Annotated in this window: 14 protein-coding genes; 4 read left to right on the top strand and 10 right to left on the bottom strand. The window is 72.8% G+C overall.

Annotated elements, in window-relative coordinates; genetic code table 11:
- Positions 1 to 80: 80 nt before the first annotated feature.
- A complete protein-coding gene (locus tag ACFYZB_RS28130) occupies positions 81 to 851 on the top strand; it encodes a GntR family transcriptional regulator (RefSeq protein ID WP_351211043.1) in 771 nt (256 codons plus the stop codon).
- A 42-nt stretch (positions 852 to 893) separates the two neighbouring features.
- Here ACFYZB_RS28130 and ACFYZB_RS28125 read toward each other — a convergent pair whose 3' ends face one another.
- From ACFYZB_RS28125 to ACFYZB_RS28080, 10 genes are all read right to left on the bottom strand, one after another.
- Positions 894 to 2462: an MmgE/PrpD family protein gene (locus ACFYZB_RS28125; protein WP_388763447.1), complete on the bottom strand. Its 1569-nt coding sequence runs from the start codon at positions 2460 to 2462 to the stop codon at positions 894 to 896.
- Between the two features lie 108 nt (positions 2463 to 2570).
- Positions 2571 to 2939, bottom strand: a complete 369-nt coding sequence (locus ACFYZB_RS28120; protein WP_388763445.1) for a nuclear transport factor 2 family protein — start codon at positions 2937 to 2939, stop codon at positions 2571 to 2573.
- Positions 2940 to 2990: 51 nt separating this feature from the next.
- Positions 2991 to 3953 (bottom strand): diacylglycerol/lipid kinase family protein, encoded by a 963-nt coding sequence (locus tag ACFYZB_RS28115; RefSeq protein ID WP_388763443.1) that lies wholly within the window; start codon positions 3951 to 3953, stop codon positions 2991 to 2993.
- Positions 3954 to 4087: 134 nt separating this feature from the next.
- Entirely contained in the window at positions 4088 to 5281 is a 1194-nt protein-coding gene (locus ACFYZB_RS28110; RefSeq protein WP_388763442.1) for a cytochrome P450, read from the bottom strand.
- Positions 5282 to 5429: 148 nt separating this feature from the next.
- Entirely contained in the window at positions 5430 to 6899 is a 1470-nt protein-coding gene (locus ACFYZB_RS28105; protein WP_388763440.1) for an MFS transporter, read from the bottom strand.
- Between the two features lie 152 nt (positions 6900 to 7051).
- Positions 7052 to 7819, bottom strand: coding sequence for a thioesterase II family protein (locus ACFYZB_RS28100; RefSeq protein WP_388763517.1), 768 nt, complete (start codon positions 7817 to 7819; stop codon positions 7052 to 7054).
- A gap of 29 nt (positions 7820 to 7848) precedes the next feature.
- Positions 7849 to 8841 (bottom strand): LLM class flavin-dependent oxidoreductase, encoded by a 993-nt coding sequence (locus tag ACFYZB_RS28095; RefSeq protein ID WP_351211032.1) that lies wholly within the window; start codon positions 8839 to 8841, stop codon positions 7849 to 7851.
- On the bottom strand, positions 8838 to 10439 hold the full coding sequence (locus tag ACFYZB_RS28090; RefSeq protein WP_388763439.1) for a fatty acid--CoA ligase: 1602 nt from the start codon (positions 10437 to 10439) through the stop codon (positions 8838 to 8840). Before ACFYZB_RS28090 ends, ACFYZB_RS28095 begins: the two co-directional genes overlap by 4 nt.
- Positions 10440 to 10471: 32 nt before the next feature.
- Positions 10472 to 16231: an SDR family oxidoreductase gene (locus ACFYZB_RS28085; protein ID WP_388763438.1), complete on the bottom strand. Its 5760-nt coding sequence runs from the start codon at positions 16229 to 16231 to the stop codon at positions 10472 to 10474.
- Positions 16232 to 16243: 12 nt separating this feature from the next.
- A complete protein-coding gene (locus tag ACFYZB_RS28080) occupies positions 16244 to 16543 on the bottom strand; it encodes an acyl carrier protein (RefSeq protein WP_351211026.1) in 300 nt (99 codons plus the stop codon).
- Between the two features lie 161 nt (positions 16544 to 16704).
- Here ACFYZB_RS28080 and ACFYZB_RS28075 point away from each other — a divergent pair, with 161 nt between their 5' ends.
- From ACFYZB_RS28075 to ACFYZB_RS28065, 3 genes are read left to right on the top strand one after another with little or no spacing between them, the layout of a single operon-like run.
- On the top strand, positions 16705 to 18336 hold the full coding sequence (locus ACFYZB_RS28075) for an aldehyde dehydrogenase family protein (protein WP_388763436.1): 1632 nt from the start codon (positions 16705 to 16707) through the stop codon (positions 18334 to 18336).
- A 27-nt stretch (positions 18337 to 18363) separates the two neighbouring features.
- Positions 18364 to 19506, top strand: coding sequence for an acyl-CoA dehydrogenase (locus ACFYZB_RS28070; RefSeq protein ID WP_388763434.1), 1143 nt, complete (start codon positions 18364 to 18366; stop codon positions 19504 to 19506).
- Between the two features lie 53 nt (positions 19507 to 19559).
- The gene (locus ACFYZB_RS28065; protein WP_388763432.1) at positions 19560 to 20855 is read left to right on the top strand and encodes an aspartate aminotransferase family protein; all 1296 of its coding nucleotides are present in this window, start codon (positions 19560 to 19562) and stop codon (positions 20853 to 20855) included.
- Positions 20856 to 20857 lie beyond the last annotated feature (2 nt).

The following is a 20857-nucleotide window of genomic DNA, read 5'->3' as shown; positions in this document are numbered from 1 at the left end:
GCGGCGGCGCGAGTTGGACTAGACCATAGGGCAGTTGGTCGCTATAACGGGAGACCGTCGGCACGGCCGGGAAGGCAGGCATGACCATCGACGTCAGCGGCGCGCGCGTGCCGAAGTACTACCGGATCAAGCAACAGCTCCTCGCCATGACCGAGGCGCTGCAGCCCGGTTCGGCCATGCCGGCCGAGCGGCTGCTCGCCGTCCGGTTCGACACCTCACGGACGACGGTCCGGCAGGCGCTCCAGGAGCTGGTCGGCGAGGGCCGGCTCGACCGGATCCAGGGCAAGGGGACCTTCGTCTCCCAGCCCAAGCTGTACCGCACGCTCCAGCTGACGTCGCACACCGAGGACATGCGAGCCCAGGGCCTGACGCCCTCCTCTCAGATGCTGGACATCGGGGAGGTCCCGGCCGACCAGCGGCTGTCGGAGCTGCTCGGCATCGGCATCGGCGAGCGCGTGCTGCGCATCGAGCGGCTGCGGCTGGCCGGCGGCGACCCGATGGCGATCGAGACGACCCACCTGTCCGCACACCGCTTCCCCGGCCTGCGCGCCTCGCTGACGACCCACCCCTCGCTGTACACGGCGCTCGCCGAGGTGTACGGCGTCCATCTCGCCGAGGCCGACGAGACCATCGAGACCTCGCTGTCCACGCCGCGCGAGGCCCACCTGCTCGCCACCGACGTGGGACTGCCGATGCTGCTGCTGTCCCGGCACTCGCGGGACGCGGAGGGCCGGCCCGTGGAGTGGGTGCGCTCGGTGTACCGGGGCTCCCGGTACAAGTTCGTGGCCGCGCTGCGCCGTCCGGCGGGGGGAGCGGCGGTACGGCGGCCACGCGGCGGAGCGGCATGCTGACAGCGCCACGCGCCCCCAGGACCTGGGACGACGGCCGTTCGGTCAGTCCAGGAACGCCGTCTCGATCCAGCGGCGTACCGCTCGTGGGCGCATCCGGTGCAGCCGGTCCACCGTGTCGGCGACCTCCTGTGCCCCGCCCAGCGACAGGAACTTCTCCCGCACCAGTTCGGCATGGCCCGCCCGGGTCTCCGGCCCGGCCGCCCCGACCGGGATCAGCCGGGTGCGCGAGACCGTACGGCCGTCCGTCAGTCGTACGGTGACCCGGGCGCCGGTGGCCTTGGTGGACCGGGAGAAGTCCCGGTCGTCGGCCGCGAGCACCCCGACCAGGTCCACCAGTTCGTCACCGCCGAAGCCGCGCAGCCACGGCACCGCCCGCTCCCCCGCCTCGCGCACCGCCTCGCCGAACGGCGCGTCGGACAGGAAGAGTTCACGGGTCATCTCGGTGTCGTGCTCCAGCCGTATCCGCTTGGCCAGCGCCCACCGGTCGGGGTCGTCCAGATGCGGCGGGGAGAAGTCGTCCACGCCGAAGTGACCGGTGAGCAGCGTGGTCGCCACCGGGTAGGGCACGTCCAGGACCAGCGCGCCCAGCGGGGAGCCGGGGCCGGTGACATAGCGGGCGGCCCGCTCCCCCGCGAACAGCGTGTACAGGGAGGCCTCGACGACGACCTCGGCCACGTCCCGGGGCCTGACCGCGCCGATCTCCTTGTGGATCTCGGCCGCGCAGTCCACCGCCGCGTCGATGCCGGGGCCGCCGGGGTGCATCTTGAACGACAGGGTGTCCGTGTGCCACCGCCGTCCCAGCCCCTTGGCCACCGCCTGCGGCAGCGGCACGGTGGCGAAGCGGGCCAGGAAGCCGTCACTGTGCTCCATGATGTCCGGCGCCCCGCGCAGCCCGGCGTAGGCGGCGTCACAGGCGTCCATCGCGGTGCGCACCGGCGTGAAGGTGTTGAACAGGCGGGCGTCGCTGGCGAGGAAGGCCCGCATCAAGGGCCAGTTGGGCATCGCGAAGGCCAGTCCGAAGGCGTTCTCGAACAGGCTCGCCGGGGCCCGGTCGCAGTGCAGCCGGCCGGCCACCGCGCCGGCCAGATGGGTGTGTACGGCGCTCTGGCCGCGCAGGGGCCCGAGCGTCGCGGAGGCGGTGATCCGGGCCGCGCACTCGTTGGCCGCGACCACCGCGGTGAGCAGCGAGAGCCCGTCCAGCTGCCGGGCGTAGGCGAAGGCGAGCGGGACGGCGACCGTGGAGTTCGACAGGTGTCCGGCGTACGCGGTGTCGTCCAGGTTCAGCCAGGAGCCGAGCGCGGCGAAGACGCCGGCCGCCTGGCGCGGATCGCGCTGCATGGGATGCCCGAAAGCGGCCACCAGCTTTCTGCCGAGGGGATGCTGCAGACCCGCGCGGATCGAGGCGATCTGCGACAGCACCTGGCTCGCGGCGAGCTTCAGCACCCGGCAGGGGACCTGCTGGGGGCGCAACGTCGCGGCCCAGTGGGAGAGTTCGCGCAGCGGGGTGTCGGCGGGGGTGCGGCCGCGGGCGGGCCGCGGCAGGGTGCGGGCCTGCTCGGCCCAGTCGGCGCACAGCGCCCGGGCGACGCTCTCCGCGAGGACGGCGGTCATGCGGGTACACCTTCCGTGCGTGCGTCAACGTGCGTGCGCTGGGACGTCCGGGGGGAACACGGCTGCGGGAGCACCGTCGCCCGGTGCTCCCGCAGTGCATCGGTGGTGTTACGCGGCCGGGACCTTGTCCAGGAAGCCGTAGACGGCCTTGATCCGGCCCGCCTCGTCGGTGACGAGCACGTCGAAGCCGATGGCGATCGGCTCGGCGCCCGGCTCGGTCACCAGGCCCCACTGGAAGCGGGCCTGGTTGTGGTGGGCGTCGACGGTGCCGTGCAGTTCGAAGGTGAGGCCCTTGAACTGGTCGCGGGCACCGGCCACCACGGCCCCGAAGCCCTCGGGTCCCTCGACCGCGGCGAGCGGGTCGATGTACGGGGCGTCGGCGGTGAACAGCTCGGCGATGGCCGCGGCGCGCTTCTCGGCGTCCGCCTCGTTCCAGATGTCGAGGTAGCGGGTGACGGTGGTGGTCAGGTCGCTCATGCGGGCGATCTCCTTACGTGGCGTGCTTCTCTGGTTCTTCGGACAGGTGGTTCAGGGGGTGGCCGGCGCCCAGACCGGGAGGGCTCCGGGGAGCACCTCGAAGGTGGCCGTGGCGCCGATGCCGTGCTGGTACTCGCCGTCGTGTTCCAGCGGGAGCCGGCGGCCGTCGGTGCGCTCGACGGTGATCGTGCGCCCGCGGGCATACACGGTCGCCGGATGGTCCATGTGCCGTGCGTCGCGGGTCAGTTCGGGCACCTCGTCCGCGGGGACATCGCCGCCGATCACACAGACGTCGAGCAGTCCGTCGTCGAGCAGCGAGCCGGGCAGGACCAGGAACCGGCCGCCGCGGTAGCGGCCGCCGCCCACGTTGGCGAGGACCGTGGGGCCCTCGTGCACGACCCGGCCGTCCACGGTGACCCGGCCGGGGTAGGGCCGGTAGCCGGCGGCCGTGTCGGCGAAGGCGCGGGCGTAGCGCTCCCGCCCGGTCAGCGGCAGTTCCCGGGCGGTGATCAGCGCGTCGGCGATCACCCCCGAACAGGCACCCAGATACACATGGTTGCGGGTCTCGGCCAGGCGGGCCAGGTCGAGCCGGCGCAGCCGGGCGCTGCCGCCGATGCCGTGGTCGGTCAGGATCGCCTTCAGGGACTCGCTCCAGGGGCGGTCGCCCCACAGCATCTTGTAGCCGGAGTTGCCGGTGCCGCCGGGCACCACCGCGAGGGCGGCGTTCCCGGTCGCGGGCACGAGTCCCTGGACGGCCTCGCGGACGGTGCCGTCCCCGCCGATGACGACGATCAGGTCGGGCGCCCCCGGCGATGCCGTGGCGGACCGCTGCAGGGCGCGGCGCACCGCGAGCGTGGCGTCACCGGGGCCGGTGGTGAGGTGCAGCTCGATGTGCTCCAGGCAGGAGGCGCACAACTGCCGTACCTCTTCGACCAGTTCGGGCGAGTGGCTGCCGGAGGCGGGGTTGCCCAGGACGAGGGCCCGGGTGGGAGCCGGGGCTGCGGTGTCTGCCATGGCGGGCGTACTCCTTCTCGTCGGACGGCAGCGGGCCGGCCAGGCCGCGTGGTGCCGCCCCGGTGCCGCTGCGTTCCCACTGTGCCGGGGGGCGCTGACACGGGGCTGACGCCGGTTGCGGGGCAGCGCGGGCATCACCAGGTGACCGGCAGTTCCTCCAGTCCGTACACGATCGTGTTCCGGCGGAAGCGGACCTGCTCCGGCGGCACGGCCAGGCGCAGCGTGGGGAAGCGGGCGAAGAGGGCGCTCAGGCACACCTCCAGCTCCATGCGGGCCAGCGAGGCACCCGGGCACAGGTGGGCGCCGTAGCCGAAGGCGAGATGGCCGGCGGCGTTGCGGTGGAGGTCGAGGCGGCCGGGGTCGGGGTAGACCGACTCGTCGTGGTTGGCGGCGGGAATCGCGACGATCACTCCCTCCCCCTTGCGAATCCGCGCCCCGCTCAGCTCGACGTCGGCCACGGCGGCGCGCACCTGGTTGTCCTGCGAGATGGACCAGTAGCGCAGGAGCTCCTCGACCGCCGGCCGGTACAGGGACGGATCGGCGCGGAGCTCGGCCTGCTGGGCCGGGTCGCGCAGCAGACTCAGGACGCTCAGGCTGATCTGGTGGGCGGTGGTCTCGTGCCCGGCGACGAGGAAGAAGCGGGCCATGGCGACGAGTTCCTCGTGGGTCAGCTCGCCGGCGGCGACATAGCGGGTGGCCAGCCGGCTGATCAGGTCGTCCCGGGGTTCGGCGGTGCGCTGCGCGGCGAGCCGGTCCAGGAACCTCGACATCTCGACGAAGGCCGCGTACGTCTCCTCGGGGCCGGCCTCCTGGGAGAGGATGACCTGGCTCTGCTCGGTGAAGTCCGCCTCGTCCTCCTCCGGGACGCCGAGCATCCGGGCGATCACCAGCGACGGCAGCGGGACCGCGAAGTTCCGCACCAGGTCGACGGGGTGGGGGCCCGCCGCCAGCCGGTCCAGCAGCTGCTCGACGAGGAGTTCGACCTCCGGGCGCAGGGCGCGGGTGCGGCGGGCGGTGAACTCGGTCATGGCCATGCGGCGCAGCCGGCCGTGCTCCGGGTCGTCCATGCGGTTGAACGACATCACGCCGGGCTCGGGCGGCAGCTGGATCCGGATCGGGAAGCCGGGCTGCTGGTCGTCGGCGCTGAAGCGGTCGTCGTTGAGCACCTGGCGTACGTCCGCGTGGCGGGTGACGAGCCAGGCCTCACCGCCGCGGATCCGCACCTTCAGCGGGGGTTCCCGGCGCAGCTCGGCGTAGGCGTCCGGGGGCGCGTAGGGGCAGGAGCGGGGCATGGGCCAGGCGGGGAGCGGGTCAGGGGTGTCGGACACGGAGGTCCTCCGTCGGGTCGGCCGAATTCCGGTGGGTTGTTTCGGCCAGCGTGGAGGAGGCGGCTGACGGAGTTCTGACGCAGCACTGACGGGCGCACGGAGTGAAGTCCCGTGCGCCCGTCGGGCGTCGGCCGCGAGGTCCGTGGCGTCAGGACGCCTGCGCCCTCCGCGGCAGCAACTGCACCAGCAGCGCCACGGCCACGCAGATGGCCGCCTGGACCAGCAAGCCCGCGCCGAAGGCGTGGGCGTAGGAGTGGGCGGTGACCTTGTGGCCGGCGACGCCGAAGAAGACGACGCCGATGACCGCGATGCCGACGGCGTTGCCCATCTCCTGGGCTGTGGAGAAGACACCGGAGGCCGCGGCCGCGTGGTGCGGGGCGACGCCCTCCAGGACCAGGGAGGCGAGCGGGGCGACGACGAAGCCCATGCCGAAACCGGCGAGCACCATGGCCGGGATGCACCAGCCGACGGAGCCGCTGCCGCCCAGCTCCCAGGCGGTGGCGGCGAGCGCGAGGTTGCCGACCGCCTGGAGCACCGCGCCGATGGTCAGGACCTGCTTGCCGAGTTTGGCCGCGGCCTTCGGCGACTGTGCGGAGCCGATGAAGAAGCCGAGGCCGAGCGGGATGAACAGCAGACCCGACCGGAGCGCGGACAGGCCGCGGCCCTCCTGCAGGTACAGCGCGAGGACCAGGAAGAAGGAGGCCATCGCGGCGAAGAACACCAGCAGCGAGACGACGCCCACGCCGAACGCCCGGTCCTCGAACAGGCTCGGGTGGACCAGCGGCGACCCGTCGCGGGCGGCCTTGCGGCGCTGGGTCCACCAGAACGCGGCCAGCAGCGGCACGGCCGCCACCAGGCACTCCCACGTCCAGGTCGGCCAGCCCTGGTCACGGCCCTGGACCAGGGGCAGCACGATGGCCGTGAGGCCGGCGGTCACCAGGATCACACCGGTCCAGTCGAGGCCGGTGCGGCCCTCGGCCCGGGACTCGGGCACCACCTTCGGCGTGAGCAGCAGGACCACGGCGCCGATCGGGGCGTTGATCAGGAAGATGGTCCGCCAGTCCCAGCCGAAGACGTCGGCCTTGATCAGCAGTCCGCCGATCAGCTGGCCGAACACGGCCGAGGCGCCCAGCGTGATGCCGTAGGCGTTGAACGCGGCGACCCGGGCCTTGCCCGCGTAGGCCGTGGTCAGGATGCCGAGGACCTGCGGGATGACGAGGGCGGCCGCGGCGCCCTGCACCGCGCGCGCCACGATCAGCTCGGCCATGTTCGGGGCGATGCCGCAGGCCACCGAGGCGAGCGTGAACAGGGCCAGGCCGATGGAGAAGACCTTCCGGCGGCCGTAGAGGTCGCCGAGCCGGCCGCCGGTGATCAGCATGGCGGACAGGCCGATGTTGAAGGTCGCGGCGACCAGCTGGATCTCGGCGCTGGTCGCGTGCATGTTCCGCTGGAGTGAGGGGATGGCGACGTTGACGATGAAGAAGTCGACGTTGGTGATGAACAGGCCGGCCAGCACGACCCAGAGCGCACCCCAGGCGGGCTTGCCCGCGGCCTCCTCGATGTCCGGTGGCGGGGCGGCCGAGGCCGCGCTGCCGGTCAGTTCCGCTTCGGTGGTCATGGACGACCCTCCTAGGTCGTTTCGTGCTGGTGGGGGGCGTGCCGAAGGTGTCCGGGGCGCACGTGAGGGGCACGGGACGGTCCTCGGTACGACAGTCCTCCGAGCACTGTCCCGCGCCCCGCTGACACGGCGCTGACACGGACCCTCGGCGGTCAGCGCGCCGAGGCCGCGGCCAGCCGCTGGAGCCGGTGCGCGAAGTGCGCGGTGACGGCCTGGGCGTGGGTGTCGATGTAGAAGTGGCCGCCCTCGTACTCGTTGTGGCCGAGGTAGGAGGGGGTGCGGCCGGCCCAGTGGGTCATGGCGTCCGGGGCCTCCTGGAGCGGGTCGCTGCGGCCGCCGTAGGAGGCGAGCGGGCAGGTGACGCCCCTGCCGTCGTCCTCGTACTGGGCGGCGACACGCAGATCGGCGCGGAGCGCGGGCACGACCAGGGCGAGCATCTCGGGGTTGTCGTAGATCTCCGCCGGGAAGGACCCCAACTTCTTGATCCACTCGACGAGTTCGGGCTCCGGCATCCGGCTCTGCTCCTCCGTGGGCTGGAAGAAGCCCTCGGGTGACCAGCCGGACATGCCGACCATGACCGGCGCCGGTCCGCCCTCCTCCTGCATCCGGATGGCCAGCCGGAACGCCAGCTGGGCGCCGAGGCAGTGCCCGAAGAGGGCGAACGGCCGCTCGTCCAGGTCGTTCAGCACGGCCTCGTGCAGGGCGTCGAGCAGCGGCCAGAACTCCTCGTACGTCGGCTCCTCCCGGCGGTTGTGACGGCCGGGCAGGGTGACGGCCTGGGGGGCGATGTCCGGGGGCAGCAGGCGTTCCCAGTCGCGGTAGATGATGGCGCCGCTGCCCGCGTGGGGCAGCAGGAACAGCCGGATCGAGGCGTCGGGCGAGGGCTCCACGGGGTGGAACCAGTGCCCCTCGCTGGACATCTGGCTGCCTATGGTGCCGATGGCGGTGGTCACGACGGCGTACTCCCAACGGTGGTGGACGGGCCGAGGGCGCGTACCGCGGGCAGCAGCACCTCGGCGATCTCCTTCAACTGCGGCTCGGGGTCCAGGGACCCGATCCGTACGACCAGGTGCCGGGCGCCGGCCCGGACGTACCCGCCGAGCCACTCGGCGCACTTCTCGGCGCTGCCCCAGGCATAGGCCTGGATGCTGCTCATCTGCTCCAGGGAGCGGCCGTAGTAGTGGCTGATGTAGTGCTCGAGTTCGGCCCTGGCGGCGGACTCGCTGCTGTTCACGGTGACCGTGGCGTACAGCGCCGGGGTGACCGTGCGGCCGGCCTCGTCGGCGAGTTCGGCGATACGGCGGCGGGCGCGGGCGTAGGCGTCGACGTCCGGGAGGAAGGGCAGCCAGCCGTCGTAGCGGGTCGCGGCGCGGGCGAGGACCTTGGGGGTGTCACTGCCGGCGAGCCAGAGGGGCGGGCCGCCGGGGACGGCGGGCGAGGGCAGCCGGTCCAGGTGGTCCGCCTGCCAGAACCGGCCGTCGAACTCCGTGGGTTCGCCGTCCTCTCCGGAGCGCCAGGCGGTGCGCCACAGCGCGGTGATCTCGTCCAGGCGGCCGACCCGGCCCTGGAAGGAGGCGCCGACGGAGGCGAACTCCTCCTCGGTCTCGGGCATCGGGAAGCCCGAACCGAGCCCGAGGACCAGTCGGCCGGCGGCGACATGGCTGAGGCTCGCGACCATGTTGGCGCCGACGAGGGGGTGGCGCAGGGCGGGGGTGAGGGCGGCGGTGCCGACGGTGATGCGCGTGGTGGCCGCCGCCGCGGCCGACAGCACGACGAGGGGATCGAGGCGGGGGCGGGCGGTCAGTGAGTCCCCGGCCCACAGGGAGTCGAACCCGAGCGCTTCCGCCTGGCGGGCGAAGTCGAGCAAGGGGGCGGCGGCGTAGGTGCCGTTGATGGCCTGCTCGCGGGTGGGCAGGAGGATGCCGATCCGTGGTGAAGTCACACTGTGCTCCCGAGTACGTCCCTGGCCGGTGCTGTCAGCTGCTCCCGCACCGCGCGGCGCAGGATCTTCCCCGAGGGGTTGCGCGGGAGGGAGTCCACGAAGTGGTACCTGCCCGGGATCTTGTAGTCGGCGATGCGGCCCCGCAGGGACAGCAGGAGTTCCCGGGGTGTCGCGGTCGCGCCGGGCCTGAGTACGACCACCGCGTGCACGCTCTCGCCCCAGCGGTCGTCCGGCAGGCCGACCACCGCCGCGTCGGCCACCGCGGGGTGCGCGGCGAGGGCCTTCTCGACCTCCGCCGGGTAGATGTTCTGCCCGGCGACGATGATCGTGTCGTTGATGCGGTCGCACAGGTGGAGGTAGCCGTCCTCGTCGAGGTAACCGGCGTCGCCCATGTGCAGCCACTCCCCCACCAGGGTGCGGGCCGTGGCCTCGGGCAGGTTCCAGTAGCCGAGCATCCGGGAGGGGGTGCGGACGCAGATCTGGCCGACGGCGCCGGGCGGCAGGGTCTCGCCGTCGGGGCCGATGACCTTGATCCCGGTGCCGGGGCAGGGCCGGCCCACCGAGGTCAGCCTGGTGCTGCCGGGGTGGTGGGCGTCCGGCGGGAGGCACACCGCCACGCTGCCGGTCTCGGTGCTGGCGTAGATCTGGGCGAACTCGCAGCGGTAGGTCTCCAGGCAATGCTTGAGCAGGGTCTCGGACATGGGGGCGGCGCCGTACGCGATCTTGCGGAGTGAGCCGAACGCCTCGGGCCCGGCCTCGCGTTCGGCGGCCATCGCCTGGAGCATCGCCGGTGCGGCGAAGGTGGTGGTCACGCGGTGGGTGCGGATGAGGCGTACGGCCTCCTGCGGGTCGAACTGCGGCATGATCACGTTGGTGCCACCCGCGTTGAAGGTGTGCAGGAACCAGCCGATGCCGGCCACGCCGAAGCCCGGCAGCGAGATCAGCGCCACGTCCTCGGGCCGCCAGTCGATCCAGTCGACGCCCTCGGCGCGGCTCGCGTGCGGCAGCGTGAAGAAGCTGCGGTGGGCGAGGACGGCCCCCTTGGGCAGGCCGGTGGTGCCGCTGGTGTAGATCTGGATCACCGGGTCGTCCGGGCCGGTACCGGGCGTGGGATCGGTCTCGGGCTGGTCGGCCGCCCAGGCGAGCACGCCGGCGCCGCGCGCGGGTTCGCCGTCGGCGTCGGTGCCGTCGACGCGGATCACCCGGCGCAGTCCGCGCAGTTGGTGGCGGACGGTGGCGACGGTGTCCCAGAACTCGTCGTCCACGAAGATCAGTGCGGCGCCGGAGTCGCGCAGGATGTGGTCGACCTCGTTGGGGGTGAGCCGCCAGTTGACCGGGACGAGGACCGCGCCGGCCTTGGCGCAGGCGATCATCACGAGGTAGTAGTTCGCGGACTCGCGGCCCAGGTAGGCGACCCGGTCGCCGCGCCGCACGCCGCTCGTGTGCAGGGCGTGCGCGGCCCGGTTGCTGTCCCGGTGGAGCTTGTCGTAGGTGGTGACGCGGCCCTCGCAGACGATCGCCGGGTGGTCCGGGCGGCTGCCGGCGTGGGCACGGGCGGAGTGGTGGAGCGTCCAGCGCTCCCTGGGTATGTCGGTCATCTCGTCTTCCCGTCCCTTGCTTTCACGCTGCCTCAGGCGAGCTGCCCGTCGACGAACCGGGCCAGCGCGCGGACCGTGGGGTGGTCGTGGGTGAGAGAGGCCGGCAGGGGCAGCCGGAACGCCTGCTCCAGCGCGGCCTTGACCTGCTGGGCCATCAGGGAGTCCAGGCCCAGGGAGACGAACTCGGCGGTCGCGTCGAGTTCGTCGCCCTCCTCCAGGTGCAGGACGGCGGCGACCTTCTCGCGGACCACGGAGGTGACGGCGGCGAGCCGTTCGGCCTCCGGCAGCGCGGTGAGTGCGCGGAGGTCGAGGCCGGTGCCCTCCTCGTCCGTGGTCCGCCGGGCGAGCCGGTCGTAGAACAGGTCGCCGGTGACGCTGCCGGAGACATAGCGGTCCCAGTCGAACTCGCCGACGATCCGCTGGGTGCGGGGGCGGCCCCAGAGCCGGGCGAGGGTGTCCAGGGCGCGGGTCGGGGAGAAGAAGCGGACACCGCTGCGTTCGATCTCCTGGCTGAGGTGCTCCTCCAGCCGGGCGGACATGCCGACCCGGGCCCAGGCGCCCCAGTTCACCGACAGGCCCGGCACCCCGCGCCGGCCGCGCCACTCGGCGAGGGCGTCGAGGGCGGCGCTGGCGGCGGCGTAGTGGCCCTGGGTGGCGCCGCCGAGGACGGAGGCGATGGAGGAGTAGGTGACGAAGAACTCCAGCTCCGGGAAGGACTCCTCGGCGGCCTCGTGCAGCAGCCAGCCGCCGTAGGCCTTGGCGGCGAGCTGGGCGTCGATGGACTCCCAGGTCAGCTCGGAGATGAGTTTCTTGTCGTAGAAGCCGGCCGCGTGCACGATCCCGCCGACGGGGTACGGGCCGGCCGCGAGCTGCCGGACCAGCCGTCGCACGTCCTGCGGGCGGGAGATGTCGGCGCGTACGACGTCGATCTCGGCGTCGGCGGCGAGGTCGGCGAGCAGCGCCGAGGCCTCGTCGGTGGCCCGGCCGCTGCGGCTGACCAGGGTCAGGTGCCGGGCGCCGAGGGCGGCCAGCTTGCGGGCGGTGACCAGGCCGAGTCCGCCGAGACCGCCGGTGACCAGATAGGTCCGGTCGGCGCGAAGCCCGGCGGGGCCCTCCTCGACCGCGCACCGCCGCGGCTCGGCCCGACCCTCCGGCGGGATCACCGCGTCCGGCTGCGAACCGGTCCGTCCCTCCGGCAGGAGCCCCCCGTCCGGTTGCTGCTCGGCCGGGTCCTCCGGCAGGGTCACCCAGGCCCGGCCGGCCGGGTCGGCGAGGGCGGTGCGCAGGGCCTCGCCGGTCTCGTCGAGCCGGAAGCGGGGGGCGGTGTCGTCGGAGCCGGTGGCGTGGACCACGGCCGGGACCGGCACGGTGAGCGTGGAACGGAAGGTGCCGCCGTGCCGTACGAGCACCTCGTCGCCCGGCGCGAATCCGGTGCCGTCAGCGGCCGCAAGGACGCTGCCGCGCGCCAACTGGCCGAGTACCGGCGGCGGTTCCTCCTCCGAGGCCTCCTCGGCGCGCTCGGCCCGGCCGGTGTCCAGGGCGGTGCGGGCATCCTCGGCGGTGAGGCCGACGGTGTGCACGCGGACCTGGACCTCGCCGGCTCCCGGCGACCGGTCGGCGGCCGGGGCGAGGGCCAGGTCGGAGAGGTCGCCGGAGTCGGGGGCGCGCAGTTCGAAGCCTCCGCTCCAGGTGAGCGTCGTGTCACCGGCGAGCAGCCGGCGGACGTAGCGGCGGCCGGGCCGGTGGGCGACCTGGTACTCGCCGGGCGGCTCGGCCCGCCACTCCTCGGCGAGCGGGGCGAGGCCGCTGCCGGGGGCGAGGTCGACCAGGGTGGCCCGGTACTGCGGGTACTCGGTGAGCAGCACCCGGCCGAAGCCCCACAGGGTGGCGGCGCCGAGGTGGCCGCCGTCGCCGGCCGGGTCGCCGGGCAGCCACTGGGCGCCCTCGGTGACCAGCCACAGCCGGGGCGGCCGGGCGGCGTTCTCCAACGCACCGACGAGCGAGAGGAGTTCGCGGTAGTTGTCCTCGCACTCGGCGCGCAGCCGCTCGGCGGACATCGGCTCGGGGCGCTGCCGCCACAGCCGGCAGACGTCGGTGACGGTGGGGTCCTCCAGGGCGGCCTTGAGGTCGGTGAGGTCGGTCAGCCAGGTGACCTTCAGACCGGGCTCGGCGGCGAGGTCGGCGGCGCGCGCGGCGGACGGGTCGAGCAGGACCACATGCCGGGCCGTGGTGCGCTCCTCGGCCGGCAGGGCGCGGCGCACCCAGTCGGGCCGGTGCAGGAACTGGCGGCGCCCGGCGCGGCCCTCGGGCCGGGCCATGCGCACGCCGAGCAGTTCGGCGACCGGTTCGCCGTTCTCCAGCAGCAGCACATCGGCCAGCCGCCGGTCCTGTTCGCCGCGCACCCGGGCGAGGACCCGCAGGTTCTCCCCGCGCGGCTTGCGGAAGTGCCGTACGGCGGCGATCTCGCGCGGCACGAACACCGGGCCCTCGGGGTCGAGGACGACCAGCGCGTGGACGGCGGCCTCCAGCAGCTCGGCCGGGACGTGCTCGACGGCGGTGGCGTCGCGGCCGGTGAGCTCGCCGGTGACCAGCCCGTCGCCGTGCCGGGCGGCGCGCAGCAGCAGGCGCATGCGGGAGCCCTGGGGGCGGCCGACGGAGGCGAGGTCGGTGTAGATGTCCTCGTCGTCGATGTGCTGGGCGGCCGGGGCGAGGGTCGCGTCCAGTTCCGCCAGCTCCGAGGACGGCACGAGGGGTTCGGGTTCGGCGGCGACGACGGCGGTGGCGTGCAGGTTCTCCTCGCCGCCGACGACCGTGAACACCTCCACCTCGGCGCCTCCGCCGTGCCGGGGCCGCCAGCGCGTGGTCAGCGCGGTCACGGTCTCGGCGGGCAGCTCCAGCGGGGCGAGCAGCCTCAGGTCGCGGACGGCGGAGCGGGCATGGCCCTGCACCGCGTCCTGCACGGCGAGCAGCAGGTCGACGTAGGCGCCGGCGGGCAGCACGGTACGGCCGCCGTCGGCGAGGTCGGCGAGCGCGCCCAGTTCCTCGGCGGTGAACTCCGCGGTGAACTCCCGCACCCCGCTGGCGAAGCGCTCCTCGACGCCGAGCAGCGGATGCCGTGCGCTGACGTTCGTGGCGGAGCGGCGCAGGGTGACGGTGGGCAGCCAGTAGCGCTTGCGCTGGAAGGCGTACGTGGGCAGGTCCACGCGGGCGGGCGCGGGGTGCCCGGCGTGGTAGCCGGTCCAGGAGACGGTGAGCCCGGCCGTGTAGTAGTCGGCGAGCGCGGTGAGGGTGGTCGCGGTCGTGGTGTCACGGCGGCGCAGGCTCGCGAGCCACAGGTGGTCCTCGACCGTGACGCTCCGCCGGGCCAGCGCGGTCAGGCCGGCCTGCGGGCCGATCTCGACCATCGCGTGCCGGCCGCGCTTGGCGACGGCCCGGATGCCGTCGAGGAAGCGGACGGGTTCGCCGATGTGGCGCACCCAGTAGTCGGCGTTGCCGATCTCGCGGAGGCGGGCGAGGCGGCCGGTGACGTTGGAGACGATGCTGATCTTCGGCTCGTGGAAGGTGATGCCGTCGAGGGCGGCGCGGAAGTCGTCGTAGACCTCGGCCATCAGCGGGGAGTGGAAGGCGTGGGAGACCTTGAGGCGCTCGACGCGCACGCCCTGCCCGGTGAGGATGCCGGTGACCTCGTCGAGGGCTGCCGTGGCGCCGGAGATCACCGTCTGATCGGGGGCGTTGATCCCCGCCAGCGCCAGGTCCGCGCGGCCTTCCAGCAGGGGCGCCACCTCCTCGGCCGCGGCGGTGACGGCGGCCATCCCGCCCTCGGTGCGGACGGCCTGCATCAGCCGGGCTCGGGCGGCGACCAGCCGGACCGCGTCGGGCAGCTCGAACAGCCCGGCGACGGCGGCGGCGACGACCTCGCCGATGCTGTGCCCGATGAGCACGTTCGGCCGGGCGCCCCAGGCCATCCACTGCTGGGCGAGGGCGTACTCCAGGGTGAACAGGGCGGGCTGGGTGTACTCGGTGCGGTCGACCGCCTCGGGGTCCGCGGCCGTGCCGAGCAGCAACTCGCGTACGGAACGCCCGAGATGGGCGGCGAAGAGCTCGTCGCACTCGTCCACGTGGGCGCGGAAGACCGGGAAGGCCCCGTAGAGGGCGGCGCCCATGCCGGCGTACTGGGAACCCTGGCCGGTGAACAGGAACGCGGTCTTGCGGATGCCGGCCGGGCCCTCGTGCTCGGACCCGGCGGTGCGGTCCAGGAGCCCGGCGAGCGCGGCGCGGTCGGCGACCGGGGCGGCGACCCGGTACGGGTGGTGGGCGCGTGTGGTGTTGGCGCTGTGGCAGAGCGCGGGGACGGAGATCTCGGGCCTGTCCTCCAGTAACTTCCTGTACTCGGCGGCCAGTTCGCGCAGGGCGGCGGAGTTCTTCGCCGACAGGGTGAACAGCGGTGCGCCTCCCCCGGCCTCCTCGCCGGCCGTCCGCGGCTCGGGCGCCTGCTCCAGCACCACCGCGCCGATGGTGCCGGCGAACCCGAAGCTGTTGACGACCGCCCGCCGGACCCCGGCGTCCCACGGCTCGCAGGCGGTGGGCACCCGCAGCGGGTAGAGGTCCCAGGGGATGCGTCCGGAGGGCGTCTCCAGGTTGAGGTGCGGGTAGATCGTGCCGGAGCGCAGCTGGAGCACGGTCTTGATGACGCCGACGATGCCGGAGGCCGGTTCCATGTGGCCGAGGTTGGTCTTCACCGAACCGACCAGCACCGGGCGGTCCTTGGTGTGGGAGTCCACGAAGACGTCCCCGATGGCGCCGAACTCGATGGGGTCGCCGAGCGGGGTGCCGGTGCCGTGCGCCTCGACGTACTGGATGTCCTCGGGGCCCAGGCGGGCGGCGGTGAGCGCGCTGCGGATGACCTTCTCCTGGGCGGGCCCGTTGGGCACGGTGAGCCCGGCGCTGTCGCCGTCCTGGCCGACCGCCGTGCCGCGCACCAGCGCGAGGATCCGGTCGCCGTCGCGCTCGGCGTCGGAGAGCAGCTTGAGGACGACGATGCCGCAGCCCTCGGCGCGCGCGTAGCCGTCGGCGGACTCGTCGAAGGTCTTGCACCGCCCGTCCGGGGCGAGCATCTGGGCGTTGGAGAACATCACCGGGATGCGCGGGTGGTGCAGGGCGTTGACGCCGCCGCACAGCGCGATGTCGGTCTCGCCCGCGCGCAGCGCCTGCACGGCGAGGTGCAGGGCGACCAGGGAGGAGGAGCAGGCGGTGTCGACGCTCATGCTCGGGCCGCGCCAGCCCAGGAAGTACGACAGCCGGCCCGACAGCGGGAACATGGTGATGCCGGAGGCCAGATGGCCGTCCAGCTCCTCGTACGGCAGTGAGTCCAGCTCCAGGGCATAGTCGATGGAGCTGGCGCCGATGTAGACGCCTCCGTTGCCGCGGCGCAGCGGGGCCGGGTCGATGCCCGCGTGCTCCAGGGCCTGCCAGGCGGTCTCCAGCAGCAGCCGCTGCTGGGGGTCCATGTACCGGGCTTCCTTCGGGGAGATGTTGAAGAAGCCCGCGTCGAACAGGTCGATGCGGTCCAGGAACCCGCCGGCCGAGGCGATGATCTTGCCCTTGTCGTCGGGGCCCTCGGGGGTGAACGCCTCGACGTCCCAGCGGTCCCGGGGGATCGGGCCGATCCCGCTCCTGCCCTCCCGCAGGAAGGCGTCGAACTCGCCGGGCGAGCCGCTGCCGCCGGGGAACCGCAGACCGATTCCGACGATCGCGACCGGCTCGGGCGCCTGCTCTGTCTCCGTACGCGGCATGGGAGCGACTCCTCAAGCTTCCTTGATGGCCTGGGTCAGGTGGTCCACGAGATGGGCGATCGTCGGCTCGTTGAAGAGCACGCTGACGTTGATCGACAGGTCCAGGAGCTGTTCCAGGCTCTGCCGTATCTCGGTCAGCCGCAGCGAGGTGAGGCCGAGATCGAAATAGCTGACGTCGAGCGGGAGGTCCTCGGAATCGTCCATGAGCAGAACGGCTTTGAATTTCCCGAGGACGATTGACTCGATTTCTTCAGCGAGTTCGCTGCGCGGCAGCTCGCGCAGGCGCCGGCTCGTGCTGTCGACAGGTGGCATGCAGCTCATGCAAGCAGCGCCGCCTGACACCCCACTGACGGCTTCCCACGCGGCAGTTGGCCGGATCGGGCCGGTCAGTCGGGCGTCAGCGCGGGGTCAGATTCCGCTGCCAGGCTCGCCTTGCTTCAAGAAATCCACACGCCATATCCGAAAGGCTGAAGATGCTTCGCGAAGCCGCGCAGGAGGAGAGTGCTGAGGCACCTTCCGGATTGAAGAGCTACGACCTCTACATCGCGGGCAAGGACGTGGCCGGCGACGGCTGGGTCTACACCGTCAGCGGGCGCTCCCTGCTGGAAGACGTGTTCACCAGCGTGAGCCTGAAGCGCTCCCTCGAACAGGACCCGGAGTCCGAGGCGGCGCGGCACCCCTATGTCGTCGGCCGCTGCGCGATCGCCGACGACTCCGCCATCGACCTGGCCACCCAGGCCGCCGCCGCTGCCGCGCCCGACTGGGCGGCCGTACCGCTGGAGCGGCGGATGCGGCTGGGCACCCGCTTCCGCGAGGAACTGATCAAGCACCAGGACGAGTTCCTGCGCATGCTGGTCGCCGAGTCCCACCCGGTGAAGCTCGCCCGCTGGGAGCTGAGCTGCCTGCTGCAGATCTACGCTCCCGGCTCCCTGCGCTGGTACCTGAAGCAGATGCGGGTGGAGAAGGAGTACAACGGCCGCAAGCTGATCCTGCACCGCCAGCCGGACGGCGTCGTCGCCTTCAACCCGCCGCAGAACGCCCCGCTGCCGAGCGCCGCCCTGTGCGTGCTGGCGCTGATGGCCGGCAACGCGGTAGTGGTGCGGGCGCCGCGCAGCATCGCGCTGTCCACGATGTGGCTGCTGCGGGACGTCGTCGCCCCGCTGCTGGAGGAGGCCGACGCGCCGGCCGGGGTGCTCAACGCGGTCTGCTCCAATCCGAAGCAGACCATGGACCGCTGGATCGCCGACCCGCTGATCAACGACATCTTCTACATCGGCGGCAGCCAGGAGGGCCTGCGCTTCGAGCAGAGCTGCGTGGCGCACGGCAAGAAGCCCATCCTCGAGCTCGCCGGCAATGACGGCATCGTGGTGTGGAAGGACGCCGACGTGAAGTGGGCGGCCGAGGCGATCACGGAGGCCTTCTACGGCTCCGGGCAGATCTGCATGGTGCCCAACTACGTCCTCGTCCACCCCGATGTCGCCGAGGCGCTGATCGCCGAGGTGAAGGAGCAGGTCAAGGGCATCCGGCCGGGCCTGCCCGAGGAGGAGGACGTACTGCTGTCGCCGGTCCGGCGCAGCGAGCGGTTCTTCCGGCTGCTGCGGCAGGCCCTGGACAACGGCGCCGAGCTGGTGACCGGCGGGCACCGCACCGAGCTGGACGGCACGGTCTCGGAGACGGGCGTGTTCCTGCAGCCGACGGTGGTGCGGGTGGAGGGACTGGACCGGGCGCGGACGTACGACGTGGTCCGCGAGGAGACCTTCTTCCCGCTGATCCCGATCGTGGTCGCCGAACGCGACAACGACGACGCCCTTCTGGAAGCGTTCCTGCAGTTCGTCAACAGCAACGACTACGGGCTGCGCAACTCCCTGTGGTCCCGCTCGGACCACGTCGTGGAGACCTTCGTGCGGCGCACGGTCAACGGCGGCCTGCTGAAGGTCAACGACTCCCACATCGGCTTCCTGCCGTACCTGCCGAGCCACGGCGGCACCGGCCGCACCGGCGGCGCCTTCGGCGAGGCCAACTACCCGATGCTCAAGACCTCCCACGTGCAGGGAGTCAGCATCGCCCGCGACGTGAGCCCGTACGACGCGGTCTTCGGCGCCTGACCACACCCCGACCTGCGGAGGTTTCCCGTGCGTTCCCTCGATGCCGCCCGGACCGTCTGCGAGCGGTTCCACCCCGGACTGCTCAAGGAGCTGGAGCAGATCCCGTACGACGAGCGGGAGCGGCCCGGCAGCCCCGTGATCGACCTCTTCCGCATCCACGGCGGGGTCGGCCTGCTCATACCCGAGGCCTACGGCGGCCACGGCGCGGCCCCGCTGGAGGCGCTGCGGGTGCAGCTGGCCCTGGGCGCGCTGTCGCCGTCCCTGGTCGCGGCGGTGTCCATGCACCACTTCACCGCGGCCATGCTGTACTCGCTCGCGGTGAAGTCGGGCCGGCTCACCGCCGCGCAGACCGAGCTGCTGCACCGGATCGTGCCGGAGCAGCAGGTGATGGCGTCCGGCTGGGCCGAGGGCCGTACCGCGCAGAACATCCTCAAGCCGGCCGTCACCGCGCGCCCGGTGGAGGGCGGGTTCCTGCTGTCCGGCGCGAAGAAGCCGTGCAGCCTGTCCCGTTCGATGAGCCTGCTGACCGCGTCCATCGCGATCCACGGCGAGGACGGCGGCGAGCCGGAACTGGCACTGGCGGTCGTGCCCGCCGACGCGCCCGGCCTGTCCGTGCACCCGTTCTGGGGCAACGACCTGCTGGCGGGCGCGGAGAGCGACGAGGTGCGGCTGGAGGACGTGTTCGTCCCGGCCGAGATGGTCGTACGGGCCGGCGACGACGACCCGACCCGCCTGGACGACCTGCAGTCGGCCGGGTTCGTCTGGTTCGAGATGCTGATCTCCGGCGGGTACGCCGGCGCCGCCGCCGCGCTGGTGGAGCAGGTGCTGGAGCGCAAGCGGGGCGGCGCCGAGGAGCGGGCGGCTCTCGCCGTCGACATGGAGGCCGGGCTGGCTCTGCTGGAGGGCGTGGCCCGCGGCACCGGGCCCGAGCCCGGCGACGAGGAGTCGGTGGCGCGGGTGCTGGTCGCCCGCTACGCGGTGCAGAACGCTCTGCCGGACATCGTGGGGCGGGCGCTGGAGCTGCTGGGCGGGCTGGAGTTCATCAGCAACTCGGCCGGCGCACAGGCCGCTGCGGCTACGCGTGCGCTGGCCTTTCATCCGCCGTCCCGTATCGGTGCGTCCGAGCCGCTTCTCGCCTATTTCGGCGGGGGGCCGCTGGTTCTGGCGTAGAGCTCGGCTGGAAGACCGCTTCCCCACCACCCTGTTTCTGGAGTGAGTGACACGTGACCGTTGTACAGGAATCACCATCCGCCCCGGCCGTCGACGACGAGGCCGAGATCCTCAACCTCTACCGCGCCCACCTCAGCAAGGGCCGGGCCACGCTCGCCGAGTTGTTCGGCAGTCATATGGAGGTGGCGTCCGAGGGCGCCTGGCTCACCACCAGTGACGGTGAGCGCTTCCTGAACGCGGGCGGCTACGGCGTGTTCATCATGGGCGCCCGGCACCCGATCGTCATGGAGGAGGTGGAGCGCCAGCTGCGCACCCACCCCACCGCGACCCGCATCCTGCTGGAGCCGACGGTGGCCCGCGCCGCCGAGGCGCTGGTGTCGGTGCTGCCGCCCGGTCTCGACCGCGTGCACTTCGCGCTGTCCGGCGCCGAGGCGGTCGAGACGGGGCTGAAGCTGGCCCGCGCGGGCGGCCGCAAGCGGACCGTCTCGATGCGCGGCGGCTACCACGGCAAGACGCTGGGCGCGCTGTCGGCGACCGCCAAGGACGTCTACCAGGCGCCGTTCCGCCCGCTCGTCCCCGACTTCCAGCACCTGCCGTACGGCGACGCCGACGCCCTGGAGGCCGAGCTGAGGGCCCACCCGGGCGAGGTGTGCGTGATCCTGGAGCCGGTGCAGGGCGAGGGCGGGGTGATCGTCCCGCCGAAGGGTTACCTGAAGCGGGTCGAGGAACTGGTCCGCGAGTACGACGGCTTCCTGATCCTCGACGAGGTGCAGTCCGGGTTCGGGCGGCTCGGCGAGTGGTGGGGCGCCGACATCGAGGGCGTCGTCCCGGACGTCCTGCTCACCGGCAAGGCGCTCGGCGGCGGGGTGATGCCGGTGTCGGCGGCCGTCGCCACCCGCAAGGCGTTCCGCCCCTTCGACAAGGACCCCTACGTCCACACCGCCACCTTCTCCGGGCAGCCGGTGCTGATGGCCGCCGTGCAGGGCGCGATCCGGGCCGTGAAGGAGGAGCGCCTGGTCACCCGGGCCATGGACCTCGGCGCCCGGCTGCTGCCGCGGATCGCGGAGGTCGCCCGGCGCAACATCCCCGAGCTGTTGGTGGACGTGCGCGGCCGGGGCCTGCTCATCGGCGTCGAGCTGGTCGAGGCGGGCCTCGCCGGCGAGCTGCTGATCGAGCTGTTCAACCACGGCGTGGTCGCCAACCACTCCATGAACGGCAGCTCGGTGGTGCGGTTCACCCCGCCCGCCGTGCTGGACGACACCGACGTGGACTTCCTCGTCAACTCCTTCGACCTGGCCACCCGCGACCTGATCAAGGGCGCGGCCAAGATGCCGGAAGGCGGTAACTGATC

The sequence above is a fragment of the Streptomyces sp. NPDC001852 genome, from assembly GCF_042891825.1.
In the GTDB taxonomy this organism is placed as follows: Bacteria; Actinomycetota; Actinomycetes; order Streptomycetales; family Streptomycetaceae; genus Streptomyces.
The sequence above is the reverse complement of the archived record's forward strand: the minus strand, read 5'-3'. Positions and strand labels throughout refer to the sequence as shown.

Coding starts and splice junctions, on each gene's coding strand:
- ACFYZB_RS28090 (WP_388763439.1), bottom strand. CDS start 10,439: ATGACCGACATACCCAGGGAGCGCTGGACGCTCCACCACTCCGCCCGT.
- ACFYZB_RS28120 (WP_388763445.1), bottom strand. CDS start 2,939: ATGAGCGACCTGACCACCACCGTCACCCGCTACCTCGACATCTGGAAC.
- ACFYZB_RS28085 (WP_388763438.1), bottom strand. CDS start 16,231: ATGCCGCGTACGGAGACAGAGCAGGCGCCCGAGCCGGTCGCGATCGTC.
- ACFYZB_RS28130 (WP_351211043.1), top strand. CDS start 81: ATGACCATCGACGTCAGCGGCGCGCGCGTGCCGAAGTACTACCGGATC.
- ACFYZB_RS28125 (WP_388763447.1), bottom strand. CDS start 2,462: ATGACCGCCGTCCTCGCGGAGAGCGTCGCCCGGGCGCTGTGCGCCGAC.
- ACFYZB_RS28080 (WP_351211026.1), bottom strand. CDS start 16,543: ATGCCACCTGTCGACAGCACGAGCCGGCGCCTGCGCGAGCTGCCGCGC.
- ACFYZB_RS28075 (WP_388763436.1), top strand. CDS start 16,705: ATGCTTCGCGAAGCCGCGCAGGAGGAGAGTGCTGAGGCACCTTCCGGA.
- ACFYZB_RS28105 (WP_388763440.1), bottom strand. CDS start 6,899: ATGACCACCGAAGCGGAACTGACCGGCAGCGCGGCCTCGGCCGCCCCG.
- ACFYZB_RS28115 (WP_388763443.1), bottom strand. CDS start 3,953: ATGGCAGACACCGCAGCCCCGGCTCCCACCCGGGCCCTCGTCCTGGGC.
- ACFYZB_RS28100 (WP_388763517.1), bottom strand. CDS start 7,819: ATGTCCAGCGAGGGGCACTGGTTCCACCCCGTGGAGCCCTCGCCCGAC.